Source organism: Prauserella sediminis (assembly GCF_014195435.1).
GTDB classification, from domain to species: domain Bacteria; phylum Actinomycetota; class Actinomycetes; order Mycobacteriales; family Pseudonocardiaceae; genus Prauserella; species Prauserella salsuginis.
This window is the reverse complement of sequence record NZ_JACIBS010000001.1, coordinates 569220-587939: the sequence shown is the minus strand read 5'-3', so window position 1 is coordinate 587939 and position 18720 is coordinate 569220. Positions and strand designations below refer to the sequence as shown.

The following is an 18720-nucleotide window of genomic DNA, read 5'->3' as shown; positions in this document are numbered from 1 at the left end:
CACCCGTCGCCCGGCCACCGCCCCCCAAGGACGCGCTACCGCGCGACTGTGCTCTCGGGGGTCGGCATGTGCAGGTTCTCAGGCCTGAAGGGTCAGGCTGTCGCCGAGGGCGGCGTAGGTCGCGTCGATGCTGTCGATCAGGTCGGCGCGCGTTGTGGCGGCCTGCCCGTGCTCCGGCTCGGCCGCGGGGCGGAACGCCGTTTCCCGGTTCGCGCGGACCCAGCGGCGTGCGGCGGTGCGCCACGCCGCCATGGCGATCTCCGACAGTAGCCGGATCCGAACGTCCGAGGTCGCGGTGCCGTCGAGGCGGTCGCCGAGCTGCTCGGCGATACGTTCCTGGGTTAGCAGCGAGGCCAGGTCGCTGTGGTCGCGCAGCTGTGGTGTGCGCGCGATCAGTCCCCGGGTGGCGAGGAACCGGCGCTCCCACTCGGTGTCCATGCTCCGGACGGCCGCCGTCAGGCACGCGTGCAGCACGTCCAGTACCGGCCCCGTCAGCGACGCGTTCGCGAGCTCGTCGAGGTAGGTGTCCCACAGCTCGTGCTCCGCGGCCGTCGCCACCGCTTCCTTCGACTCGAAGTAGCGGAAGAAGGTGCGCTTCGACACCTCGACCGTGTCGACGAGCTCGTCGAGTGTCACAGCGTCGAAGCCGCGTTCGAGGAACAGGTGCAGTGCCGCTTCGCTCAGGGCGTGCCGGGTGCGGCGCTTCTTGCGCTCCCGCAGCGGCAGCGGCCGGTCGTCGTGGGTGTTCGTCTCGCTCACGGTCCGCACGATATCGCCACTGGGGCACCTCTGACATCTCGTGTAGTCTGTCACCCATAAGCAAATGCCACTGAGTGGCGAATCTGAGTGGTAAATCTGGGGAGGGATGGTTGTGCCCGTTCGTCAGCGCAGTGCTTTGATCGTGCTGCTGCTCGCCTCGACCCTGACCGTGATGGCCGGTGCCGCGGTCATGCCGGTGCTGGAGCTGATCCGGTCGGACCTGGACATCGACGGCGTGCTGGCGGGATTCGTCATCACGGCGCACGGCGTCGTGATCGCCGCGGCGGGTCCGCTGGTCGGCCGGCTCATCGACCGCTACGGGGTGCGGCGCCCGCTCGTCGCCGGACTGATCGTCTACGGCATCGGCGGGAGCGCCGGCCTGATCACGACGGACTACCCGACGCTGCTCGCCAGCCGGGTCGTACTCGGACTGGGTGCCGCCGTGGTGTTCACCGGTACGACCGTCGCACTGTTGTCGCTCTACCGCGGGAGTGAACGTGACCGTGTGATGGGCTGGCGCTCCACTGCGACCACGATCGGCGGTCTGGTGTGGCCGTTGTTGGCCGGCGCATTGGGTGGGGTGTCGTGGCACGGAGCGTTCGCCGTGTACTTCGTCGGCGTGCCGCTCGGGATCGCCGCCATTCGATTCCTGCCCGACGACGCCGACCGGGACGGTGGCGCCGAGCGCGCCGGCGGCGCGGTGCGGCTGCTGCGCCGGTATCCGTCCCTGCTCGGGTGGTACGGGTTGATGCTGCTGATGGGGCTGGCGATGTATTCGACGGCGGTGTTCCTGCCGACGCGGCTTGCCGGAATCGGTGTGCACAGCCCGCTTCTGGTGTCGCTGTTCATGGTCGCCTCGTCGCTCGTGGCCGCGGTCTCCGGGTTGCTGTACGCCCGCATCCGGGGCCGTGCCGGGCTCGGCGCATTGCTGCGGTTCTCGCTCGCGTGCTGGACGGTGGGGTTCGTGCTGCTCGCCGTGACCGGCGTGTACCCGCTCGTGCTGGTTGCCGGTGCGGTGTTCGGTCTCGGCAACGGGCTCCTGTTGCCGGTCCTGACGGTGCTCATCGGTGACACGCCGAGTGTGCACGACCGTGGCACGGCCACATCGCTGTCGGGCACCGCGATGTTCGTGGGCCAGTTCGCCTCGCCACTGGTGTTCGGCCCGCTCATCGAGGCCACGAGCGTGGCCACCGGGTTCGCCGTGGCGGCGGTGTTGTGCGGAGCCGCCTTCGTCGTCCTCGCGGCGACGCCCATCCGAACCCCGCGCAACGAGTCCGATCCGGAATCCGAGGTCGATGGCGAACCCGGGTCCGATGCGGAGTCCGAGTCCGAGCCGGGATCTCGTCCGGAGCGAGCGGGCCGACCCGGGTGACACATCCGTGGTCTCGCCGTTGCCGCGGCCCGGCTCGGAAGGTCCAGAGCGGATCATCCGTGGCCGGGTCGTGCGACGACGGGGGCGTGCGTCAGTCGCCGCGGTGTTTCGGGAGGAACGCCGCGACGGCGAGTGCGGTGAGCGCCGCCAGTGCGCCGACGGCCAGCACGATCCGGAATCCGGCTTCGGAGGGCACTGACACGCCACCGACACTGATCGTCAGCCCGGCCAGCACCGCCCCGGTGATCGCGCTCGAGGAGGACGTGCCGACCGAACGCATCAGCGTGTTGAGGCTGTTCGCGGACGCCGTCTGCGACACCGGAACGGCCGCCATGATCAGAGCCGGCATGGCCCCGTAGGCCAGGCCGATGCCGGCACCGATGATGCTCGTGAAGAGCATGAGCTGCCAGATCTGGCCCATCAGTACGGTCCCGAGGCCGTAGCCGCATGCGACGACGACCGCGCCGGTCATCAGGGTGACCTTCGGTCCCGCGGCCGCGGAGATCCGGGCGGACACCGGCGACATCGCCATCATGATCAGGCCGTTCGGTGCCATGACCAGCCCCGTGACGAGAATCGTCTGCCCGAGGCCGTGCCCGGTGGCCGCCGGTGCCTGCAGCAGCTGCGGGACGACGAGCGACATCGCGAACATGGCGAATCCGAACACCGCCGAGGCGAGGTTGGTGAGCAGCACCTGGCGGCGCGCGTTCGTCCGCAGATCGACCAGTGGAGCCGGGGAACGCAGTTCCCATCTGCCCCAGATCACCAGGACGACGACTGCCGCGCAGGCCAGTCCGAGCGTCGGTCCGCTGGTCCAGCCCCAGTCGGCCCCCTTCGAGATCGCCAGCAGCAGGCACAGGAGCGCGACGGACAGTCCGATCGCGCCGGGCAGGTCGAAACGGCCGCCGGTCCGTACCGGCGACCCCGGTACCACGGTCGCGATCAGTACTCCGGACGCCAGGCCGAGTCCGGCGGTGACCCAGAACATCACGTGCCAGTCGGCCTGTTCGATGAGCAGGGCGGAGGCCGGCAGTCCCAGCGCACCGCCGACGCCGAGTGAGCCGCTCATCAGCGCCGTTCCGGAGCCGAGACGATCGCGGGGGAGGACGTCGCGCATGATGCTGATCCCCAGCGGGATCACACCGGCCGCGAAGCCCTGGAGTGCCCTGCCGATCACCATCATCGGCAGGTTTCCGGCGAGGGCGCAGCACACGGACCCCGTCACCTGGAGGCCGATGCTCAGCAGCAGCATGCGGCGTTTGCCGTACATGTCGCCGAGTCGGCCGACGGTCGGGGTCGCGACCGCGCCCGCGAGCAGTGTTGCGGTGACGGCCCACGCCGTGTCGGCCGCCGAGGCGCCCAGTAGTGCCGGAAGCGTCGGTACCAGCGGCACGACCACCGTCTGCATGAGCGAGACGATGATGCCGCTGAATGCCAGCACCATCACGACCGTGTGCGGCCGCGCGGGTGCGCGGCGCGTCTCGCCGGCTGGTGGTGGTGCCGTCACGGTCGTGGACATGGGGAACTCCTCGGTCGGTGCTGTGCCGTGCGTGGCGGCTGCGGCCACCGGATCACCGCGGTCGGCGTGTGCCGTTCCGGTGCTTACGGTACGCAAAATCAGTCGCGTGACTTAATTTAACATTCGGATGTTGTCGCGCCGGAAGGCCCGGACGTGTGACGCGTAAGCTGCGGCGAACCCGGCGGGAGGTGTTGAGTCGTGATGACCGGTAACGGAGTGGAACGCACGTCGCGGGCCGCCGCGACGCGGCAGCTGATCATCGAGGCGGCCGAGCGGTTGTTCGCCGAACGCGGCGTGACCGCCGTGTCGAACCGGCAGGTCAGCGAAGCGGCCGGGCAGGGCAACAACACGGCCGTCGGCTACCACTTCGGCGGCAAGGCCGACCTGGTTCGCGCAATCGTGCGCCACCGGTACGAACGGGTCGAGCACCTGCGTGAGGAGATGCTGGAGCAGGTCCGCGGGTCCCGGGAAGTCCGCGACTGGGTGTCCTGCCTGGTCCTGCCCATGACCCGGCACCTCGCGGCATCGGGGTCGCCGACCTGGTTCGCCCGGTTCGCGGCACAGGCAGCCACCGAGCCCGCGTTCGCCGCGATGATCACCGAGGAGGCGCTGAACTCACCGGTGCTGAACGAGGTCCGGGCCGGCTTGGACGCCTGTCTGCCCGAACTGCCGCGGAGCGTGCGGCAGCAGCGCGCGGAGATGGCGCGCACCCTCATGGTGCACACCGTCGCGGACCGTGAGCGTGCGCTCGCCGACGGCACGGAACCGTCGGCCGAGTCGTGGGACGAGGCCGCCCACGGGCTGATCGACGCGCTGACCGGGATGTGGACCGCTCCGGTGACACCGCTGCACTGAAGCCGCTGCGCTGACACCGCGCACCGACACCGCTGTGCTGGCGCCGCTGTGCTGGCGGCCGACCGACACCGCTGCGCTGACAGCGCGCACCGACACCGCTGTGCTGGCGGCCGACCGGTGGTCGCCGGGGTCTCCGCGTATCGACGCCGCGCGCGGCGGTCACAGCCAATCGCGATGGCGGGCGTACCTCGCCGCGTCGTGCCGGGTGCGCGTCTGGGTCTTCTGCATCGTCGTGGACAGATAGTTGCGGACGGTGCCTTCGGCGAGGTGCAGCTGCGCCGCGATGTCGGCCACCGAGTAGCCCTCGCTCGTCGCGCGCAGCACGTCGGCCTCCCTGTCGGTGAGTGGGCAGTCGTCGACGACGGCGAGCGCGGAGACGTCCGGGTCGATCCAGCGCTTTCCGCCGTGGAGCGTCGCGATCACCGACGCGATGTGCGCCGGTTCGGCCGATTTGCTGACGAACCCCTGTACACCGAGCTTGAGTGCCTTCCGCAGCACGCCGGGCCTCGCGTGCCGGGTGAGCATGAGGATCACCTGTTCCGGCAGCGCGTCGCGGATCCGGGTGACCGCGCCCAGGCCGTCGAGTCCGGGCATCTCCAGGTCGATGACGAGTACGTCCGGCCGGTGCCGCAGTGTCTCCCGCACGGCGGACTCGCCGTCCTCGGCCTCGGTGAGCACGGTGACGTCGCCCTCCATCGGCAGCAGCGCGGCCATGGCCTTCCGTAGCAGCGCCTCGTCGTCGGCCAGTACCACGGTGGTCACGCCGGTTCCTCCTCGCCGATCTCGGTTCCCGTCACGGGTGCGGCGGCACCGAACTCCGCCGCGGTGACGAACCGGCCGCCCTGCTGCTGCACAGTCAGTGCCCCGCCCGCGTCGGAGATGCGGTCGGTGAGCGTCGCGAGTCCACTCAGGACGGGCCGGGTGTCCTGCGCGCCGTCGTTGACGATGGTGATGCCCGATGCCGACAACGTGATGCGGACCCGTTCGGCCTGTGCGTGGCGGAGGATGTTCGTCGTGGTCTCGCGCAGTACCTGGCCGAGCAGTTCGCTCTGGCCCGGAGCGGGATCATCGCGGCGGTCGATGTCGATGCCGATTCCCGCCGCCTCGAACAGGTTCTTCGCGTTCTCCAGTTCCGCCCTCAGGTTCAGGCGGCGTTGGGCGTAGGCGAGTTCCTTGGTGCGGGTGATCGTCTCACCCACCAGATCGTGGATCTCCTGCAATTCGTCCTCCGCGCGCTTCGGGTCGGTGGCCACGAGCCTGCGTGCGAGCGCCGCCTTGAGCTTGACGACGTGCAGGGTGTGGCCCTGGATGTCGTGCAGGTCGCTGGCGAAGCGCATGCGTTCTCCGGCGACGGCGAGTTCCGCCTCCCGGTACCGCGCCCGTTCGAGGTCCGTCACGACGTCGTAGAAGCGCTTGTTGGGAAACTCGGCCAGGGAAGCCAGCAGCAGCAGGCCACCGGGGATGGCGACGTCGGCCAGGAGGGTTCCCGCCGCGCCGCCGGTGGTCACGAGCAGGCGCAGGGCCCCGATCGCCGCACCGCCGACGGTGAGAGCCACCGTCGCGGCGATACGCCGGCGCGGCAGCCGCGACACGACGAACGGCCCCACGACGAGGAGTGGGAAGAACGCTGTGCGCATGTCCGAGGCCAGCGCACCGTAGAGCCACACGCCCGCCGTCAGCGCGAGGCACGGCACGGCGACCCGGAGGATGCCCCCGTGGGCCCAGTGCACGAACGCGTACCCCGCCGTCGCGACACCCACGGCGAGTACGGTCCGGTCGAGCCACGTGTCGGTGTCGACGATGATGAGCAGGATGCCGATACCCAAGACCGGTGGCATCAACACGGTGAGGTTGATCTTGCGCAGCCGGGTCTGTGCGTCGGACTGGTCGTCGGTGGTCGTCACGGGTCCTCGTCGGCCGGGAGCGGGCAGATCCGTTCCCAGCATTCCGTGCCGGGCGTGCGGCCGCCAGTGACACCACGTCATGGGTGCGTACTGGGAAATGTCATGCCGAGGTCGTGACGCCGCGACACTGCCCTAGCGGCGCCCCACGGCGTGGAATCGACGTCATGAACAGCACAGACGACACACCGGTCATCGACGTCGAGAGGCTCAACCTCGTCTACGGCGAGTTCCACGCGGTCAAGGACCTCACCTTCCAGGTACGGCGCGGCGAGTTCTACGCGCTGCTCGGCACCAACGGTGCGGGCAAGACCTCGACGTTGGAGGTCATCGAGGGGCACCGGCCACCGGCCTCGGGCACCGTGCGCGTGTTCGGCGACAGCCCGCGCGACAGGGGTTCCGTGCGTCCGCGCATGGGCATCATGCTGCAGGAGAGCGGGTTCTCCCCGGATCTCACGGTCGCGGAGTCGGTCCGGATCATCGGCGCGCTGACCCGGCGCGCCGACGACGTCGACCGCGTCGTGGACCTGGTCGGGCTCACCTCGAAGGCACGCACCAAGGTCTCTCAGCTCTCCGGTGGTGAGAAGCGCAGGCTCGACTTCGCCACCGCCGTGTACGGCACGCCCGAGCTGATCGTGCTCGACGAGCCGACCACCGGTCTGGACATCCAGTCCCGCGACGAGCTCTGGGACGCCGTCGACCGGCTGCGCGAGGGCGGCACCACGGTCGTGCTCACCACGCATTACCTCGAGGAAGCGCAGCAGCGGGCCGACCGGATCGGCCTGATGCACCAGGGGGTGTTCCACAGGGAAGGCACGGTCGCCGAGCTGACGGGCGCGTTGCCGGGTGTGATCAGCTTCGGTCTGCCGTCCCGCCCACTCGCCGGGGTCCCGGCGTTGCCGCTGCACGTGGAGCGACAGGGCGACGGGACGTTCCGTGTCGAGACCCACCGCGTCCAGAAGGATCTGTACACGCTGCTCGGCTGGGCCGAGGACCACGGCGTCGATCTCATCGGACTCGAAGCGGGCCCCACCCGTCTCGACGACGTCTTCCGCGCCATCAACTGAGCCGACTTTCTCACCCGGCTCCGCCACCTGCTCGTCCGGCTTCGCGACCTTCTCATCGAGGGAGTACATCCATGCTCGCCATCGCCTACGGCGAACTCGTCCAGCTCTTCCGCAACCGGCTCGTACTGCTGACCAGCTTCATCATGCCGATCGCCATCAGCGCGTTCTTCGTCTACCGCCACGAGATCTTCGCCGACATGGGCAGTCTCGGCTACATCGCCGCGATCGTGGTGTTCACCGTAGGAGCGTTCGGCCTCTACACCAGTGCGGTGACGACGCTCGCCTCCCGCAGGCAGAACCTGTTCCTCAAGCGGCTCCGGTCGACGGCGATCGGGGACAGCGGAATCCTCGGCGGCCTGTTGCTGCCGGTGACCGCGCTCGCGGCCGTCCAGGTGACCGGGATCCTCATCGTCTTCGGCGTCGTCGCGGGCGGACCGGCGGACGTCGTCCTGCTCGCCGTGGGGGTCGTCGCGACACTCGCCATGCTGGTGGGATTCGCCCTGGCGACGGCGGGTCTGACGAACTCGCCCGAACACGCGCAGGTCACGACGTTGCCCGTGGCGATCGGCGTCATCGTCGTGGCGAGTTGGATCGGTCTCACCGGCACCGAGGACCTGGAGTTGGTGAAACGGTTGGTGCCCGGCGGCGCGGCCACCGAACTGGTACTGAACGCCTGGAACGGCGGGGTGGAGCTGTCGCAGTCGCTGATCCTGCTCGCCCCGACCTTCGCCTGGGTGTTCGTTGCGGCCAACCTGGCGGCGAAGCTGTTCCGCTGGGAACCGCGCCGCTGACGGCGATCCGTGTGGTCCCGCTGCGTACGCACCGCCGCCGACGTCGCATCCCCAACACCCGGACGTGCAACACGGGCTCGTGGGTGCGGTCGCGCGGCAGCGCGTCGATCAGGGGCGGTGGTCGGGCCCCAGGGGGCAACCCGGGCTCGTGGGTTCAGGAGCCGTCGCGCTCCGCATCGCGCAGCGTGTCCCGGAGGGCGGTGTGGGCCTTGAGCAGGGTTCCCGCTGTCGGCAGGGAACCCTGGTCCGGCCAGGCCTCGGGATCCCAGACCTTCGACCGGCCGAAAGCTCGTCCACAGTGGACGAAAAGTTCGGAGACCGTGACGACCACCGCCAGTTCCGGCGGCGATCCCTTCAGCGCGAGCCGGTCGAGCAGCTCGCCGTCACGGACGATCGTGGCCGTGCCGTTGATGCGCAGGGCGTGGTCGATGCCCGGGACGAGGAACAGCATCGCCACGCGCGGATTCCGGAGGATGTTGAGCATGCTGTCGACACGGCGGTTCCCCTGCCGATCGGCGAACGCGACGGTGCGCTCGTCCAGCACGATCACACTGCCGTCCTCGTCGCCGCGCGGGGACACGTCAACGCTGCCGTCGTCGGCCGCCGATGCCAGCATCAGCAGCGGGGCGGCTTCGAGGAACCTCCGGGACTCGTCGTCGATGGCCGGCGCCGCCTTGTCGGCGATCAGCGGCACCGGCTCGTCGACCACTTCGCGCAGCTCGGTCTCCGACCTCACGACCGCACCGGAAGCCACACCCGACACCGCCGCGGACCCGGCTCCGGTGGGAGGAATCGCCGCCGCGACATCGAGGGCGGCTTCGGCGGGGGTATCGGCAGGGGTATCGGCTGGGGCCGCAGCTACCGAGTCGGCCGCGGCGGTGCCGGCTGCAGTGCCTGCGAGGTTCGCGGAGCCGTGGTGTCTGCCGATCGGCACGATGAGCGGGGTGGCCGACACCGGATCGTCGATCACCCGGCTCGGCAGTGCGAAGACGTCCCGCACGAGCTCCTCGGTGACCACCTCCCGCGGCGCGCCTTCGGCGACCAGCCTGCCCTCGGACAGCACGACGAGGTGGTCGGCGTATCGGCACGCGAGGTTCAGGTCGTGCAGCACGGCCACGATCGTCGTGGCCTCGGTGCGGTTCAGGTCCGCGAGCAGGTCGAGCACCTCGACCTGGTGGGTGAGGTCGAGGAAGGTCGTCGGCTCGTCGAGCAGCAGCACACCGGTGCGCTGCGCGAGAGCCATGGCGATCCACACGCGCTGGCGCTGCCCGCCGGAGAGTTCGTCGACCGAACGGTCGGCGAGGTCGAGTGTGCCCGTCGCGCGCATCGCGTCGGCGACGGCCTGTTCGTCGGCATCGTTCCACCGGCCGAACCAGCCCTGGTGCGGCGAGCGGCCGCGGCCGACGAGGTCGGTGACGGTGATGCCCTCCGGCGCGGACGGCGACTGCGGCAGGATCCCCAGCTGCTGGGCGACCTCACGGCTCGACAGCGAGTGGATGCTCTTGCCGTCGAGACAGGCGGCGCCGGCGGTCGGCCGCAGCAGTCGTGCCATGCCGCGTAACAGGGTCGACTTGCCGCAGGCGTTGGGGCCCACGATGACCGTGATCCTTCCCGGCGGGATGTCCAGCGACAGCTCGTCGACGACTCTGCGGTCGCCGTAGCCGAGGCTGATCCGCTCGGTGTGCACGGCCGGCCGCCGGGATTCTCCGGGCGCGGGCGCGGGCGCGGGCGCGGGCGCCGGTGCCGGTGCCGCGGCGACGGTGTCTGCTGCTGCGGATTCGCCTGCCATGCTTCTCCTCCGTCACTCGCCGCGTCCGGCGCGATTGCTTTTCGCGAGCAGCCACAACAGGTACGGCGCGCCGACCGCGCCGGTCACGACGCCGACGGGGAACTGCTGATCGCCGAACAGGTGTTGGGCCACGAAGTCCGAGCTCAAGGTCACGAGTGCACCCACAAGGGCAGCGGGCACGGTGCCGGGGCGAGCTCCGCCGAGCAGGCGTGACGCGATCGGCCCCGACAGGAACGCCACGAACGCGACCGGTCCCGCCGCTGCGGTGCCGACCCCGATCAGTCCCGTCGCTACCAGCAGCAGCGCCAGTCGGGTGCGTTCGACGGGCAGGCCGAGTCCGCGCGCCGAGTCGTCGCCGAGTTGCAGTCGCGGCAGCGCCCGCGCGAGCAGCAGGGCCGTGGGCACGAGCACCACCAGGCAGCCCAGCAGCGCTGCGACCTCGTCCCACGAACTGTCGTACAGGCTGCCGGTGCGCCACAGCAGCGCCTGCTGCGCGTCGGTCATGTCGGCGCGTGTCATGAGGAACGACACCGCCGACAGCAGCGCCGCGTTGACGCCGATGCCGATCAGCACGAGCCGGTAACCGCTGATGCCGCGTTGCCAGGCGAGCGCGTAGATCAGCGCCGACGCGGCGACGGCGCCGGTGAACGCACCTGCGGACACGGCGAACCCGCTCGCGCCGAACGCGACGATGGCCAGTACGGCCGCGGCGCTGGCGCCGGCCGAGATGCCGAGTACGTCGGGACTGGCCAGCGGATTGCGGAGCAGTCGCTGGAACAGCGAGCCCGCCAGTCCGAACGCGACACCCACGAGAAGGCCGGTCACCGCACGCGGCAGGCGCAGGTCGAACAGCACGTAGTCGATCCGCGGCTGGAGCTCACCGACCTGCTGGCCGACGAGCCTGGCCAGCAGGTCCGGGATGCCGATGCGGAAGTCGCCGACGGCGAGTGCGGCCAGCAGCACCGCGGTGACGGCGACCGCGAGGCCTGCCGTCACGACGATCGCCCGCGAGCGTTCCCTGCGGCGGGCACGCGAGACGCGGGCCACGTCGCTGGACGTCGCCCTGTTGGCCGGCGGGGCCGGTGCGGTCGCGGGGGTCGAGGGGGTCACAGCCGGGCCAACTTCCGCCGTCGCACCAGCACCACGAGCACGGGTGCGCCGAGCAGTGCCGTCACGACCCCCGCCTGCACCTCGCCGGGCCGTGCGACGACCCGGCCGAGCACGTCGGCCAGCACCAGCAGGACCGGTCCGATCAGCATCGACAGCGGCAGGATCCGCCGGTAGTCGGGACCGGCCACCATGCGCGCGAGATGCGGCACCGCGAGCCCGAGGAACGTGATCGGGCCGGCGAGGGCGGTCGCGGCACCGGCGAGCACGACGACCGCGAGACCGCACCACACGCGGTCGGTCGTCGTGTTCTGCCCGAACGACCGCGCGACGTCGTCCCCGAGCGACAGTCCGTTGAGGACCTTGCCGAGCAGCAGCGCACCGACGATCCCGGCCGCGAGGAAGGGCAGCGCCTGCTCGACGATCTCCGGATCGCGGCCCGCGAGCGTGCCCACCTGCCAGAACCGGAACCGGTCGTGTGTCGCGGGATCGGTCAGCAGGACGGCACTCTGCAGCGAGCTCAGCGCCGCGGTCAGGGCCGCACCCGTGAGGGCCAGTTTCAACGGGGACGCGCCGCCCCGGCCGAGCGAGCCGATGACGTAGACCACCGCCGAGGCGGTTGCGGCACCCGCGAATCCGAACCACACGTATCCGGTCAGGCTGGTCACGCCGAACACCGCGATGCCCACGACCACGAACAGTGCGGCGCCCGCGTTGACGCCGAAGATGCCGGGGTCGGCCAGCGGATTGCGGGTGACGCCCTGGATGAGCGTGCCGGCCAGTCCGAGTGCCGCGCCGACGAGCAGACCCGTCAGTGTCCGGGGCACACGGCGTTCGGTGACGATCAGGTGGTCGACCTGGCCGGGATCGAACGCCGTGAGCGCGTCGAACACGGTGGTCACCGGGATGTCCTTCGTCCCGACCGCCAGGCTGAGGACAGCCGCCACCGCCAGGCAGGCGCCGATACCGAGTGGTTTCCGCACAGTCGCCGGCAGCGGTCAGCCGAGCGTGTCCGCGAGCAGCGGCACGACCTCGTCGAGGGCCCAGGACAGGCCGACCACCGAGTTGCTGGAGAACGCCAGCGAGATGTCCTGGTCGCTCAGTACGAGGTCGTTGCCCTTCTCGACCGACGGAATCGCCCGGTACAGCGGGTCGCCGGTGACGTCCTCGGGGTCGGCGCCGATGAGGAACACCGCGGTCAGGTCGGCGTCGAGCAGATCGAGGCGTTCGTCGGAGATGGGGACGCTGAACCCGCGGCCGCCGGGCTGGCGTTCGATACGCGGCGAGTTGACGAAGCCGAGCCGTTGCATGAACTCGACCCGGCCGTCGCCGTCGAGGTAGGCGCCCCACTCGTCGGGCAGCCGCGAGGCCAGCACCATCTCCGTGCCCTTGAACTCGGGGTGCTCGCCGGCGACGCGGTCGAACTTGGCGTTCAGGTCCTTCCGCAGCTGCTCGGCCTCGTCCTGCCTGCCGAGCGCCTTGCCGATCATGTCGAGCTGCTGCTGCCACGTCGTGAGGTAGTCGTCGGCTCCTTCGGGCAGGCTGACGACGGGCACGCCGATCTCGGTGAGCCGGTCGTGCCGTGCGCGTTCACCGCTGGAACGCGTGTCGAGGATGAGGTCGGGGTTCAGTCCTGCGACCTGCTCCATGTTCACTTCGAGCGTGCCCAGCTTCGCCGGTGGCCGGTCGTACTCCTGCTGCGACCACGGGCCGAGACCGTCGTCGCCGACCTCGAGCCAGTCCGCCGTGCCGACCGGTTGCACACCGAGTGCCATCGCGACCTCGGCATCGGTCCACCCGAGCGCCACGACGCGCTGCGGCGGCTCGTCGATGGTCACGTCACCGAACTTCGTGGGGATCGTGACGGGGAACTGCGAGTCGTCGGCCTCCGGATTGAGCTGCCCCTCGCCGCCGTCGGCACGGCCGTCGGCACCGGTCGTGGTGCAGCCGGTCAGGGCCACGAGCACACCCGCGAGGAACACGGCGAACAGGGTTCGCAGGGGCCGAGCGGCACGACTCATGGGTACGCCCTTTCGAGGGAGGCCGGTAAACTGTGCCTACCCTAACTACGAGCGTGTGCTCTCGGAACTCCTGGTGACGTGGGCCGGGTCACGCGGACTGCGTCCCGTGGCGCCGCTGCGCCCCAAGGGCACCTTCGGGGCGCAGCGGCGCCCCAATTGTTCCCTTCACGTCTCTTCCCACTGCTGGTCGCGAACTCGACCTCAGGAGTGGTCGTGCGGGGCGTCTCCCGGTGCAGTACATCGATAAGAGGGGAGGATTCGTGGCTCCCGCCCGTCTCCCACCGCCACCCAGACGGACGCGCTCCGCGCGGCAATGCTCGATCAATGCCCCGCAGGTGCCCCTGGGCAGCCCGACCGGGGCGGTGCCGGCTCGCTTCGGGGGTGAGCCGGCACCGCCCGCGATCACTCGGCCGGAGCCAGGTAATCGGCGACCGCCTTCGACGCGAGCAACGGCTCCGCGCTCCGCTTGCCCCGGTGGGCGACGTAGTTGGCGACCATCCCCCTCCCGCCGAACGGCGCGTTGCCGTTGTCGGTGTGCAGCAGGGTGGTGTTGACGCAGACCTCGTGCCGCTTCTGCAGGAGCTCAACGGTCTCCGGCAGATCGCCGTAGACCATCGCCCCCATGGCCCGTTCCTCGAAGAACGGCGACGCCAGGAACCCGTGCAGTTCGTCCTGTGTGGAGTAGCGCAACACGTTGAAGATCGGCGCGAACAGTTCCTCGCAGTTCGGTTTGCCGCCGATGTCGCGCAGCAGCACGGTCGGCTGCAGCTCACGGGTGGCGAGCTCGGCGTGCCCGCCGTGGACGATGTCGCCCGCGTGGCGGTGCAGGTGGTCGAGCGCGAATCCGAAAGCCTGCTCGTAGTGCATCGGGCCGTAGTCGGCGTGCGGATCGGCGTTGGTGCCGAAGACGAGGTCGTCGAGCCGCTTGGTGAGCAGCTCGAGGAACCGCTCGGAGACGGACTCGTGCACGAACAGCACGTCCGGCCCGAAGCAGTCCTGCCCCGAGTTCAGCAGGCGGATCTCGACGGCGTCGGTGACCGCCCTGTCGACGTCGGCGTTCTCACCGACGATGAACGGGTTGATGCCCTGGCCGAAGTAGACGAACAGCTGCTCGTCGCCGAGCTTCGAACGGATCTTCTCGGCGTTGGCGTAGGTACCCGTGAAGATCACCAGATCGGCCTCGGTGACGGGGCCCTCCACGAAGTCCCGCTGCGTGCTGGCCGACAGCTGGAGCGGGAGCCCGTGGTGGGGTTCGAGCAGCTCGTGCAGCCGGATCAGCTGCTTGTTGATGTGACTGGACGGGCGGAACACCACTCGCTCGCTGTAGAGCGCGGGCACCAGCAGGTACAGCACGTACGAGTAGAGCGGGATGTTCGACGGCATGAACACCGCGGTGGAGCCGATCCGCGGCGGCCGATATGTCGACACCTCCTCGAAGGCGCCGCTCAGCGTCTCGATCGCGGTGTCCAGTTCGCCTTCGGCGGTCTTGTGGTTGGACACCTCGGTCAGGATCGCGAGAATCTCCTCGCGGTGAGTCCTGAGGTAGTTCTCGACCGCGCGCAGCGCCGGTGCACGGTCGGCCAGCGGCACCCCGGTGTCGGTGCCGTCCTCACGGGCGAGCGCGACCGGGGAGTTCGACGCGGCGGTGTTGTCCGAGGCTTTCTCCACGGTCGTACGGAGCTGGTTCATGTCTACCTTTCCGTTTCTGTTGCGAGGGAAGGCGGGAACGACGACGACTTTGTTGGGGCGTTCGTGGACGGCGAGCCGGTCGTTGAAGAGTCGCCGCCACATCCGCGGGTCGCGGCGCGAGTCGTCGGCGACGGCGAACACGAGCTGGCAACCGCGCCGGGTGTCCTCGAAGGGGACGACCTCGACCGGCGCTCCGCAGGCTTCGGCCTTGCGTGCCAGCGCCTCGGGATACAGCGTGTGCCCGTGCCGGTGCACCGCACCTTTTCGGCCCAGCACGGCGACGTTGCCGCGCTCGTCGAGATAGCCGACGTCACCGGTGCGGTAGGCCGACCTGTCCACGTGGCGCAACGTGCCGTCGTCGGCCAGCAGCGCGGTCATGAAATCGGGGGTCCGCACCAGCAGCTCGCCGACCTCGCCGGGCGGCAACGACGTGCCGTCCTCGCCGAGGATGTCGATCTCGATGCCGTCCAACGGTTTGCCGAGCAGCGTCGGATCGTCCACACCGGCCAGCGCGATGTTGCCCGCCTCGCTGGATCCGTAGCCGTCCAGCAGCGGGGCGCCGATGACGTCGCGGAACTCGGTGGCGAGCGTGATCCCCAACGGCGCACCGCCGACACACCACATGCGCACCGAGGCCAGCGCCTCCGGTGCCACGGGTTTGCGTTCGAGCATGCGCAGGATGCTGTGGTAGGTCGACGGTGCTCCGTCCACGACCGTCACGTTCAGCCCTTCGACGGCTTCGAGCGCCCGGTCGAGCCGGGTGGGTGGAACGACGATCAGGCAGGCGTCGGCGAACCACCAGAGGAGAACCAGCGAGAGCCCGTACTGGTGCGAGAACGGCAGGAGCGGCAGCAGCACGTCGTCAGCGGTGTAGCCCATCCGCCGCTGCGAACGGTGGATGTTCGCCAGCACGCTGCCGCCCGACCTGACCACGCCGGTCGGACTGCCCGTCGTGCCCGACGACCAGACGATCAGCGCGTCCTGCCGGGCACTCCACGAGGCGAGGTCGATGTGCAGCGCGGATTCGGGGGCCGCGTCGTCCTCGGCTGTCAGTTCGCGCAGGCCGAACGTTCGGACCGGCTCGACCGGCCGGGCCGACGCCGCGTCGTCGCAGAGAAGCCACGTCGCCGAAGCTTTCGTGAGCGCACTGTTGCGGGCCTGGTCGGTCAACTGGTCGTCGAGCAGCATGATGCTGGCGTCGAGGTGCATCAGGGTGAGCAGCGCGATGACGAGGTCGGGGGAGTTGGCGCCGGAGAGCCCGACCCGGTCGCCTGCGCGGAATCCCTGTTCGCGCAGGCGCCGCGTCATCGCTGCGCCTCGCCGTTCGATGTCGGCCACGGTCAGCACGCCGGTGGGGGTGATGATTCTCGGTTTGGTGGAGTCCATGGTTGCTCCTGGGTGGAGGCGGCCGCTGCACTCGGGCATGCGGCTTGCGTCGGTGCGCCCGCCCGATGCCGGACGGGCGGCCGGGTCAGCGAGCCGGGGCGGCATCGGCGGAGTACTCCCGCAGCAGGTGGTCGATGAACTTCGGGTCGGTCCCGATCAGCGACAGGTGCTTGCGCAGGATGTTGACGCTCATTTCGCGGAAGTCGACGGCGATGCCCTCGAACTCGTTGTCCAGCCGGAGCGCCAGCGGCACGGCCTTCTCCAGCACCTCGTTGATCTGGTCGCCGTAGCCCTCGTTGACGCCCGTGCGCAGGGCGTGCAGGCCGAATCCGACGTGCCGGGACTCGTCGCGGCACATCGCCGTGAAGGCGGTCTTGATCCCGTTGAACAGGTCGATGTCGCGCAGCGCGTGGACGAGCACGCGCTGTCCCACGAGTGCCAGTACTCCCTCGGTGATGAGGTGGAACAGCGTCACGGCCTGCAGCCACTGGCCGTAGTTCATCGGACGTTCGTGCAGTCCCCGTACGATGTCCGATTCGAGCATGCTGAGCTCGGCGTGTGCGGGCGTGCTGAGGTTCCAGGCTTCGGTGAGCATGGCCCGCGGGTTCTCGCTCATGCCCATGACTTCCTCACCGAGGCGGAAAACCGCCCGGGTGTGGCGCGTCTCGTCGGCGATCTGTGTCCCGAGGAAGAGGGAGTACTCCTCGTCGGGCGAACCGGTGAGGATCGGGCCGAGCATGTCGAGGCCCGTGTACTCGCCGATGATGAACGTGGCGATGGCGTTCTCGATCATCGTGCGCACCCCTTGGGGTACGCGCGGGTCGGCGAGCATCTCGTGGTCCATACCGAGGGAGATGTCCTCGGCCGACCACTGCTGGCGTTCCCACCTTTGGTACAGCTCAACGGGTTTTGGCTTGCGGCCGGCCACCAGATCGGCGTGCCGCAGGACGTCCGAGGACGGCAGCGCGGCCAGGTCGCCGAGCCGTGCTTCGTCCACGAGCAGAGTGCTCCAGCGGTTCAAGTCAGTCCTCCAGTGTGGAAGGCGAGCGGTGTCGGACGTCGACGACGCGTGAGAACGGGCCGCCGGACGGACGAACGGGTCGTGGCCGGACGCGCTCGAAGAAGAACTGGAGACGATGCCGTGTCGCCTTCCATCGCGGGGAGCGCGACGAAAGGCCGATGTGAACCGAACGTGATTGAAGGTAGTACCGCTTTAACTCGGCCGTGTGAACGTTCGTCGAGAAGTTTGCAGTAGGGAATCCTCGGTGCTACCGACTGTGTCGGCGAGTGGATGTCGAGGCGCCGGGGCACCCGTCAGCTCGCGGCGCCCGTTAAGGCGCTGTGAGCTGAGCGTGCGACCGATCCGAGCGCAGCCATCCGAAAGTCGGTGGTGTCCTGCGATTCGGTTGACACCCGCGTGCGGTCGCGGCAACCTCGCCGGCATCGCACTGATTTGCGGGCAGCACAGGCTGCCTCGCGAGGGGGCTGCGTGCGGCCATCGCTCGAATTCGAACCGGGACCATTGCCCGATGTGGACCGAACGCGCACAGCTGGGGAGCTTCGAGGTGCGCGGCAGGGCGAACACCTCAGACAACGAGACAATTTGTCGTAGCAATCTTCGGCGAAGCCGGAGAAGAACCTCATAAGGCACGACCGTGAAGTGTGACCGGTGTTTTTCCGGCGCATTCCTCGTCGTGTCATCAGGTCGTGCAATCAGGTGGTCAGTCCTTGTAGAGACGACACAGCACCGGAAATGGTGTACGAAACGACGCGAGGTGACCGGCATGGGGGTTTTCCGATGGTAAGAAAAATGTGCGTTCTCCGGTTTCCCGGTGAGAACGACTATCAGCTGGTCGAGTCGTGGTTGCGGCCGCTCTCGCCGACCAGCGCGCTGACGGGCGACACCCACGAGGTGGTGACCGCGGAGGCGGTGCGCGAGCTCAACGAGAGCGGCAAGGTGCGGTATCTGATGGTCGTGACCGACGACGGGGCTCCGGTCGGCGTCGTGAACTACCGGACGTCGGGTACGGCGGGGTCCTATGTGATCGGGGGTGCCATCGGTGACCCCGAGAAATGGAACGGCGGGGCGGGTGCGGATGCACTGGGGCAACTCGTCGATTTCCTTTTTCACGAACTCAACGCGCACCGGGTGGAGTTCAGCACGGCCTCCTACAACAAGCACACCCTGGCGATCCTCACCAAAGGTGGCTTCGTCCTCGAAGGTGTGCTGCGCGACTACTACTTCATGGACGGCATGTACCACGACCGCACCGTGTGGTCGATCCTGCGCGACGAGTTCTACGAGGGCGCCGCAGCACACGCCGATCAGTTCCCGGTCGAGGACCTCGTGCCGGAGAAGGACAAGCGACAGGCGCAGGAGGCGCTCGCGAAGTACCTCGCCTCGGACCCGCCGACCTCGCTGACCAGCTTCGGCGACCGCATCGCCCGCGTGCGGCCGTACTGA

14 protein-coding genes and 2 pseudogenes are annotated in these 18720 nt (G+C 69.4%); 5 read left to right on the top strand and 11 right to left on the bottom strand.

The window, feature by feature from the left end; all coding sequences use genetic code 11:
* Positions 1-78 precede the first annotated feature (78 nt).
* Entirely contained in the window at positions 79-759 is a 681-nt protein-coding gene (locus FB384_RS02590; protein WP_183778813.1) for a TetR family transcriptional regulator, read from the bottom strand.
* A 112-nt stretch (positions 760-871) separates the two neighbouring features.
* On the opposite strand from FB384_RS02590, the gene FB384_RS02585 reads away from it, so the two are divergent.
* Entirely contained in the window at positions 872-2131 is a 1260-nt protein-coding gene (locus tag FB384_RS02585) for an MFS transporter (protein ID WP_183778811.1), read from the top strand.
* Between the two features lie 91 nt (positions 2132-2222).
* On the opposite strand, the gene FB384_RS02580 is transcribed toward FB384_RS02585, so the two are convergent.
* Positions 2223-3650, bottom strand: coding sequence for an MFS transporter (locus FB384_RS02580; RefSeq protein ID WP_183778808.1), 1428 nt, complete (start codon positions 3648-3650; stop codon positions 2223-2225).
* Between the two features lie 201 nt (positions 3651-3851).
* Here FB384_RS02580 and FB384_RS02575 point away from each other — a divergent pair, with 201 nt between their 5' ends.
* On the top strand, positions 3852-4505 hold the full coding sequence (locus FB384_RS02575) for a TetR/AcrR family transcriptional regulator (RefSeq protein ID WP_183778806.1): 654 nt from the start codon (positions 3852-3854) through the stop codon (positions 4503-4505).
* A gap of 159 nt (positions 4506-4664) precedes the next feature.
* Here FB384_RS02575 and FB384_RS02570 read toward each other — a convergent pair whose 3' ends face one another.
* Both FB384_RS02570 and FB384_RS02565 read right to left on the bottom strand, forming a co-directional pair.
* The gene (locus FB384_RS02570) at positions 4665-5267 is read right to left on the bottom strand and encodes a response regulator transcription factor (protein ID WP_183778804.1); all 603 of its coding nucleotides are present in this window, start codon (positions 5265-5267) and stop codon (positions 4665-4667) included.
* A complete protein-coding gene (locus FB384_RS02565; protein WP_323985103.1) occupies positions 5264-6409 on the bottom strand; it encodes a sensor histidine kinase in 1146 nt (381 codons plus the stop codon). The genes FB384_RS02570 and FB384_RS02565 overlap by 4 nt, the downstream gene beginning before the upstream one ends.
* A 164-nt stretch (positions 6410-6573) precedes the next feature.
* Between FB384_RS02565 and FB384_RS02560 the strand changes: the two genes are divergently transcribed.
* A complete protein-coding gene (locus tag FB384_RS02560; RefSeq protein WP_183778800.1) occupies positions 6574-7473 on the top strand; it encodes an ABC transporter ATP-binding protein in 900 nt (299 codons plus the stop codon).
* A gap of 71 nt (positions 7474-7544) precedes the next feature.
* Positions 7545-8264 carry an ABC transporter permease gene (locus FB384_RS02555; RefSeq protein ID WP_183778798.1) on the top strand — a complete coding sequence of 240 codons (720 nt, stop codon included), beginning with the start codon at positions 7545-7547 and terminating at the stop codon, positions 8262-8264.
* A 154-nt stretch (positions 8265-8418) separates the two neighbouring features.
* Here FB384_RS02555 and FB384_RS27435 read toward each other — a convergent pair.
* The 7 genes and pseudogenes from FB384_RS27435 to FB384_RS02525 all read right to left on the bottom strand — a co-directional run.
* Positions 8419-8973, bottom strand: a pseudogene (locus FB384_RS27435) (MSMEG_1061 family FMN-dependent PPOX-type flavoprotein); the annotation flags it as partial.
* A gap of 204 nt (positions 8974-9177) precedes the next feature.
* Positions 9178-10053: pseudogene (locus FB384_RS27430) on the bottom strand (ABC transporter ATP-binding protein); the annotation flags it as partial.
* Between the two features lie 12 nt (positions 10054-10065).
* Positions 10066-11163: a FecCD family ABC transporter permease gene (locus tag FB384_RS02545; protein WP_323985102.1), complete on the bottom strand. Its 1098-nt coding sequence runs from the start codon at positions 11161-11163 to the stop codon at positions 10066-10068.
* The gene (locus FB384_RS02540) at positions 11160-12062 is read right to left on the bottom strand and encodes a FecCD family ABC transporter permease (protein WP_407676058.1); all 903 of its coding nucleotides are present in this window, start codon (positions 12060-12062) and stop codon (positions 11160-11162) included. Before FB384_RS02540 ends, FB384_RS02545 begins: the two co-directional genes overlap by 4 nt.
* A 96-nt stretch (positions 12063-12158) precedes the next feature.
* Entirely contained in the window at positions 12159-13181 is a 1023-nt protein-coding gene (locus tag FB384_RS02535; protein ID WP_183778793.1) for an iron-siderophore ABC transporter substrate-binding protein, read from the bottom strand.
* Positions 13182-13583: 402 nt separating this feature from the next.
* Positions 13584-16256: an aldehyde dehydrogenase family protein gene (locus FB384_RS02530; RefSeq protein WP_183778791.1), complete on the bottom strand. Its 2673-nt coding sequence runs from the start codon at positions 16254-16256 to the stop codon at positions 13584-13586.
* A gap of 85 nt (positions 16257-16341) precedes the next feature.
* Positions 16342-17277, bottom strand: a complete 936-nt coding sequence (locus tag FB384_RS02525; protein WP_183778789.1) for a ribonucleotide-diphosphate reductase subunit beta — start codon at positions 17275-17277, stop codon at positions 16342-16344.
* A gap of 789 nt (positions 17278-18066) precedes the next feature.
* Between FB384_RS02525 and FB384_RS02520 the strand changes: the two genes are divergently transcribed.
* Positions 18067-18720: a GNAT family N-acetyltransferase gene (locus tag FB384_RS02520; RefSeq protein ID WP_183778787.1), complete on the top strand. Its 654-nt coding sequence runs from the start codon at positions 18067-18069 to the stop codon at positions 18718-18720.

Coding starts and splice junctions, on each gene's coding strand:
- FB384_RS02580 (WP_183778808.1), bottom strand. CDS start 3,650: ATGTCCACGACCGTGACGGCACCACCACCAGCCGGCGAGACGCGCCGC.
- FB384_RS02575 (WP_183778806.1), top strand. CDS start 3,852: ATGACCGGTAACGGAGTGGAACGCACGTCGCGGGCCGCCGCGACGCGG.
- FB384_RS02560 (WP_183778800.1), top strand. CDS start 6,574: ATGAACAGCACAGACGACACACCGGTCATCGACGTCGAGAGGCTCAAC.
- FB384_RS02555 (WP_183778798.1), top strand. CDS start 7,545: ATGCTCGCCATCGCCTACGGCGAACTCGTCCAGCTCTTCCGCAACCGG.
- FB384_RS02535 (WP_183778793.1), bottom strand. CDS start 13,181: ATGAGTCGTGCCGCTCGGCCCCTGCGAACCCTGTTCGCCGTGTTCCTC.
- FB384_RS02530 (WP_183778791.1), bottom strand. CDS start 16,256: ATGGACTCCACCAAACCGAGAATCATCACCCCCACCGGCGTGCTGACC.
- FB384_RS02520 (WP_183778787.1), top strand. CDS start 18,067: ATGTGCGTTCTCCGGTTTCCCGGTGAGAACGACTATCAGCTGGTCGAG.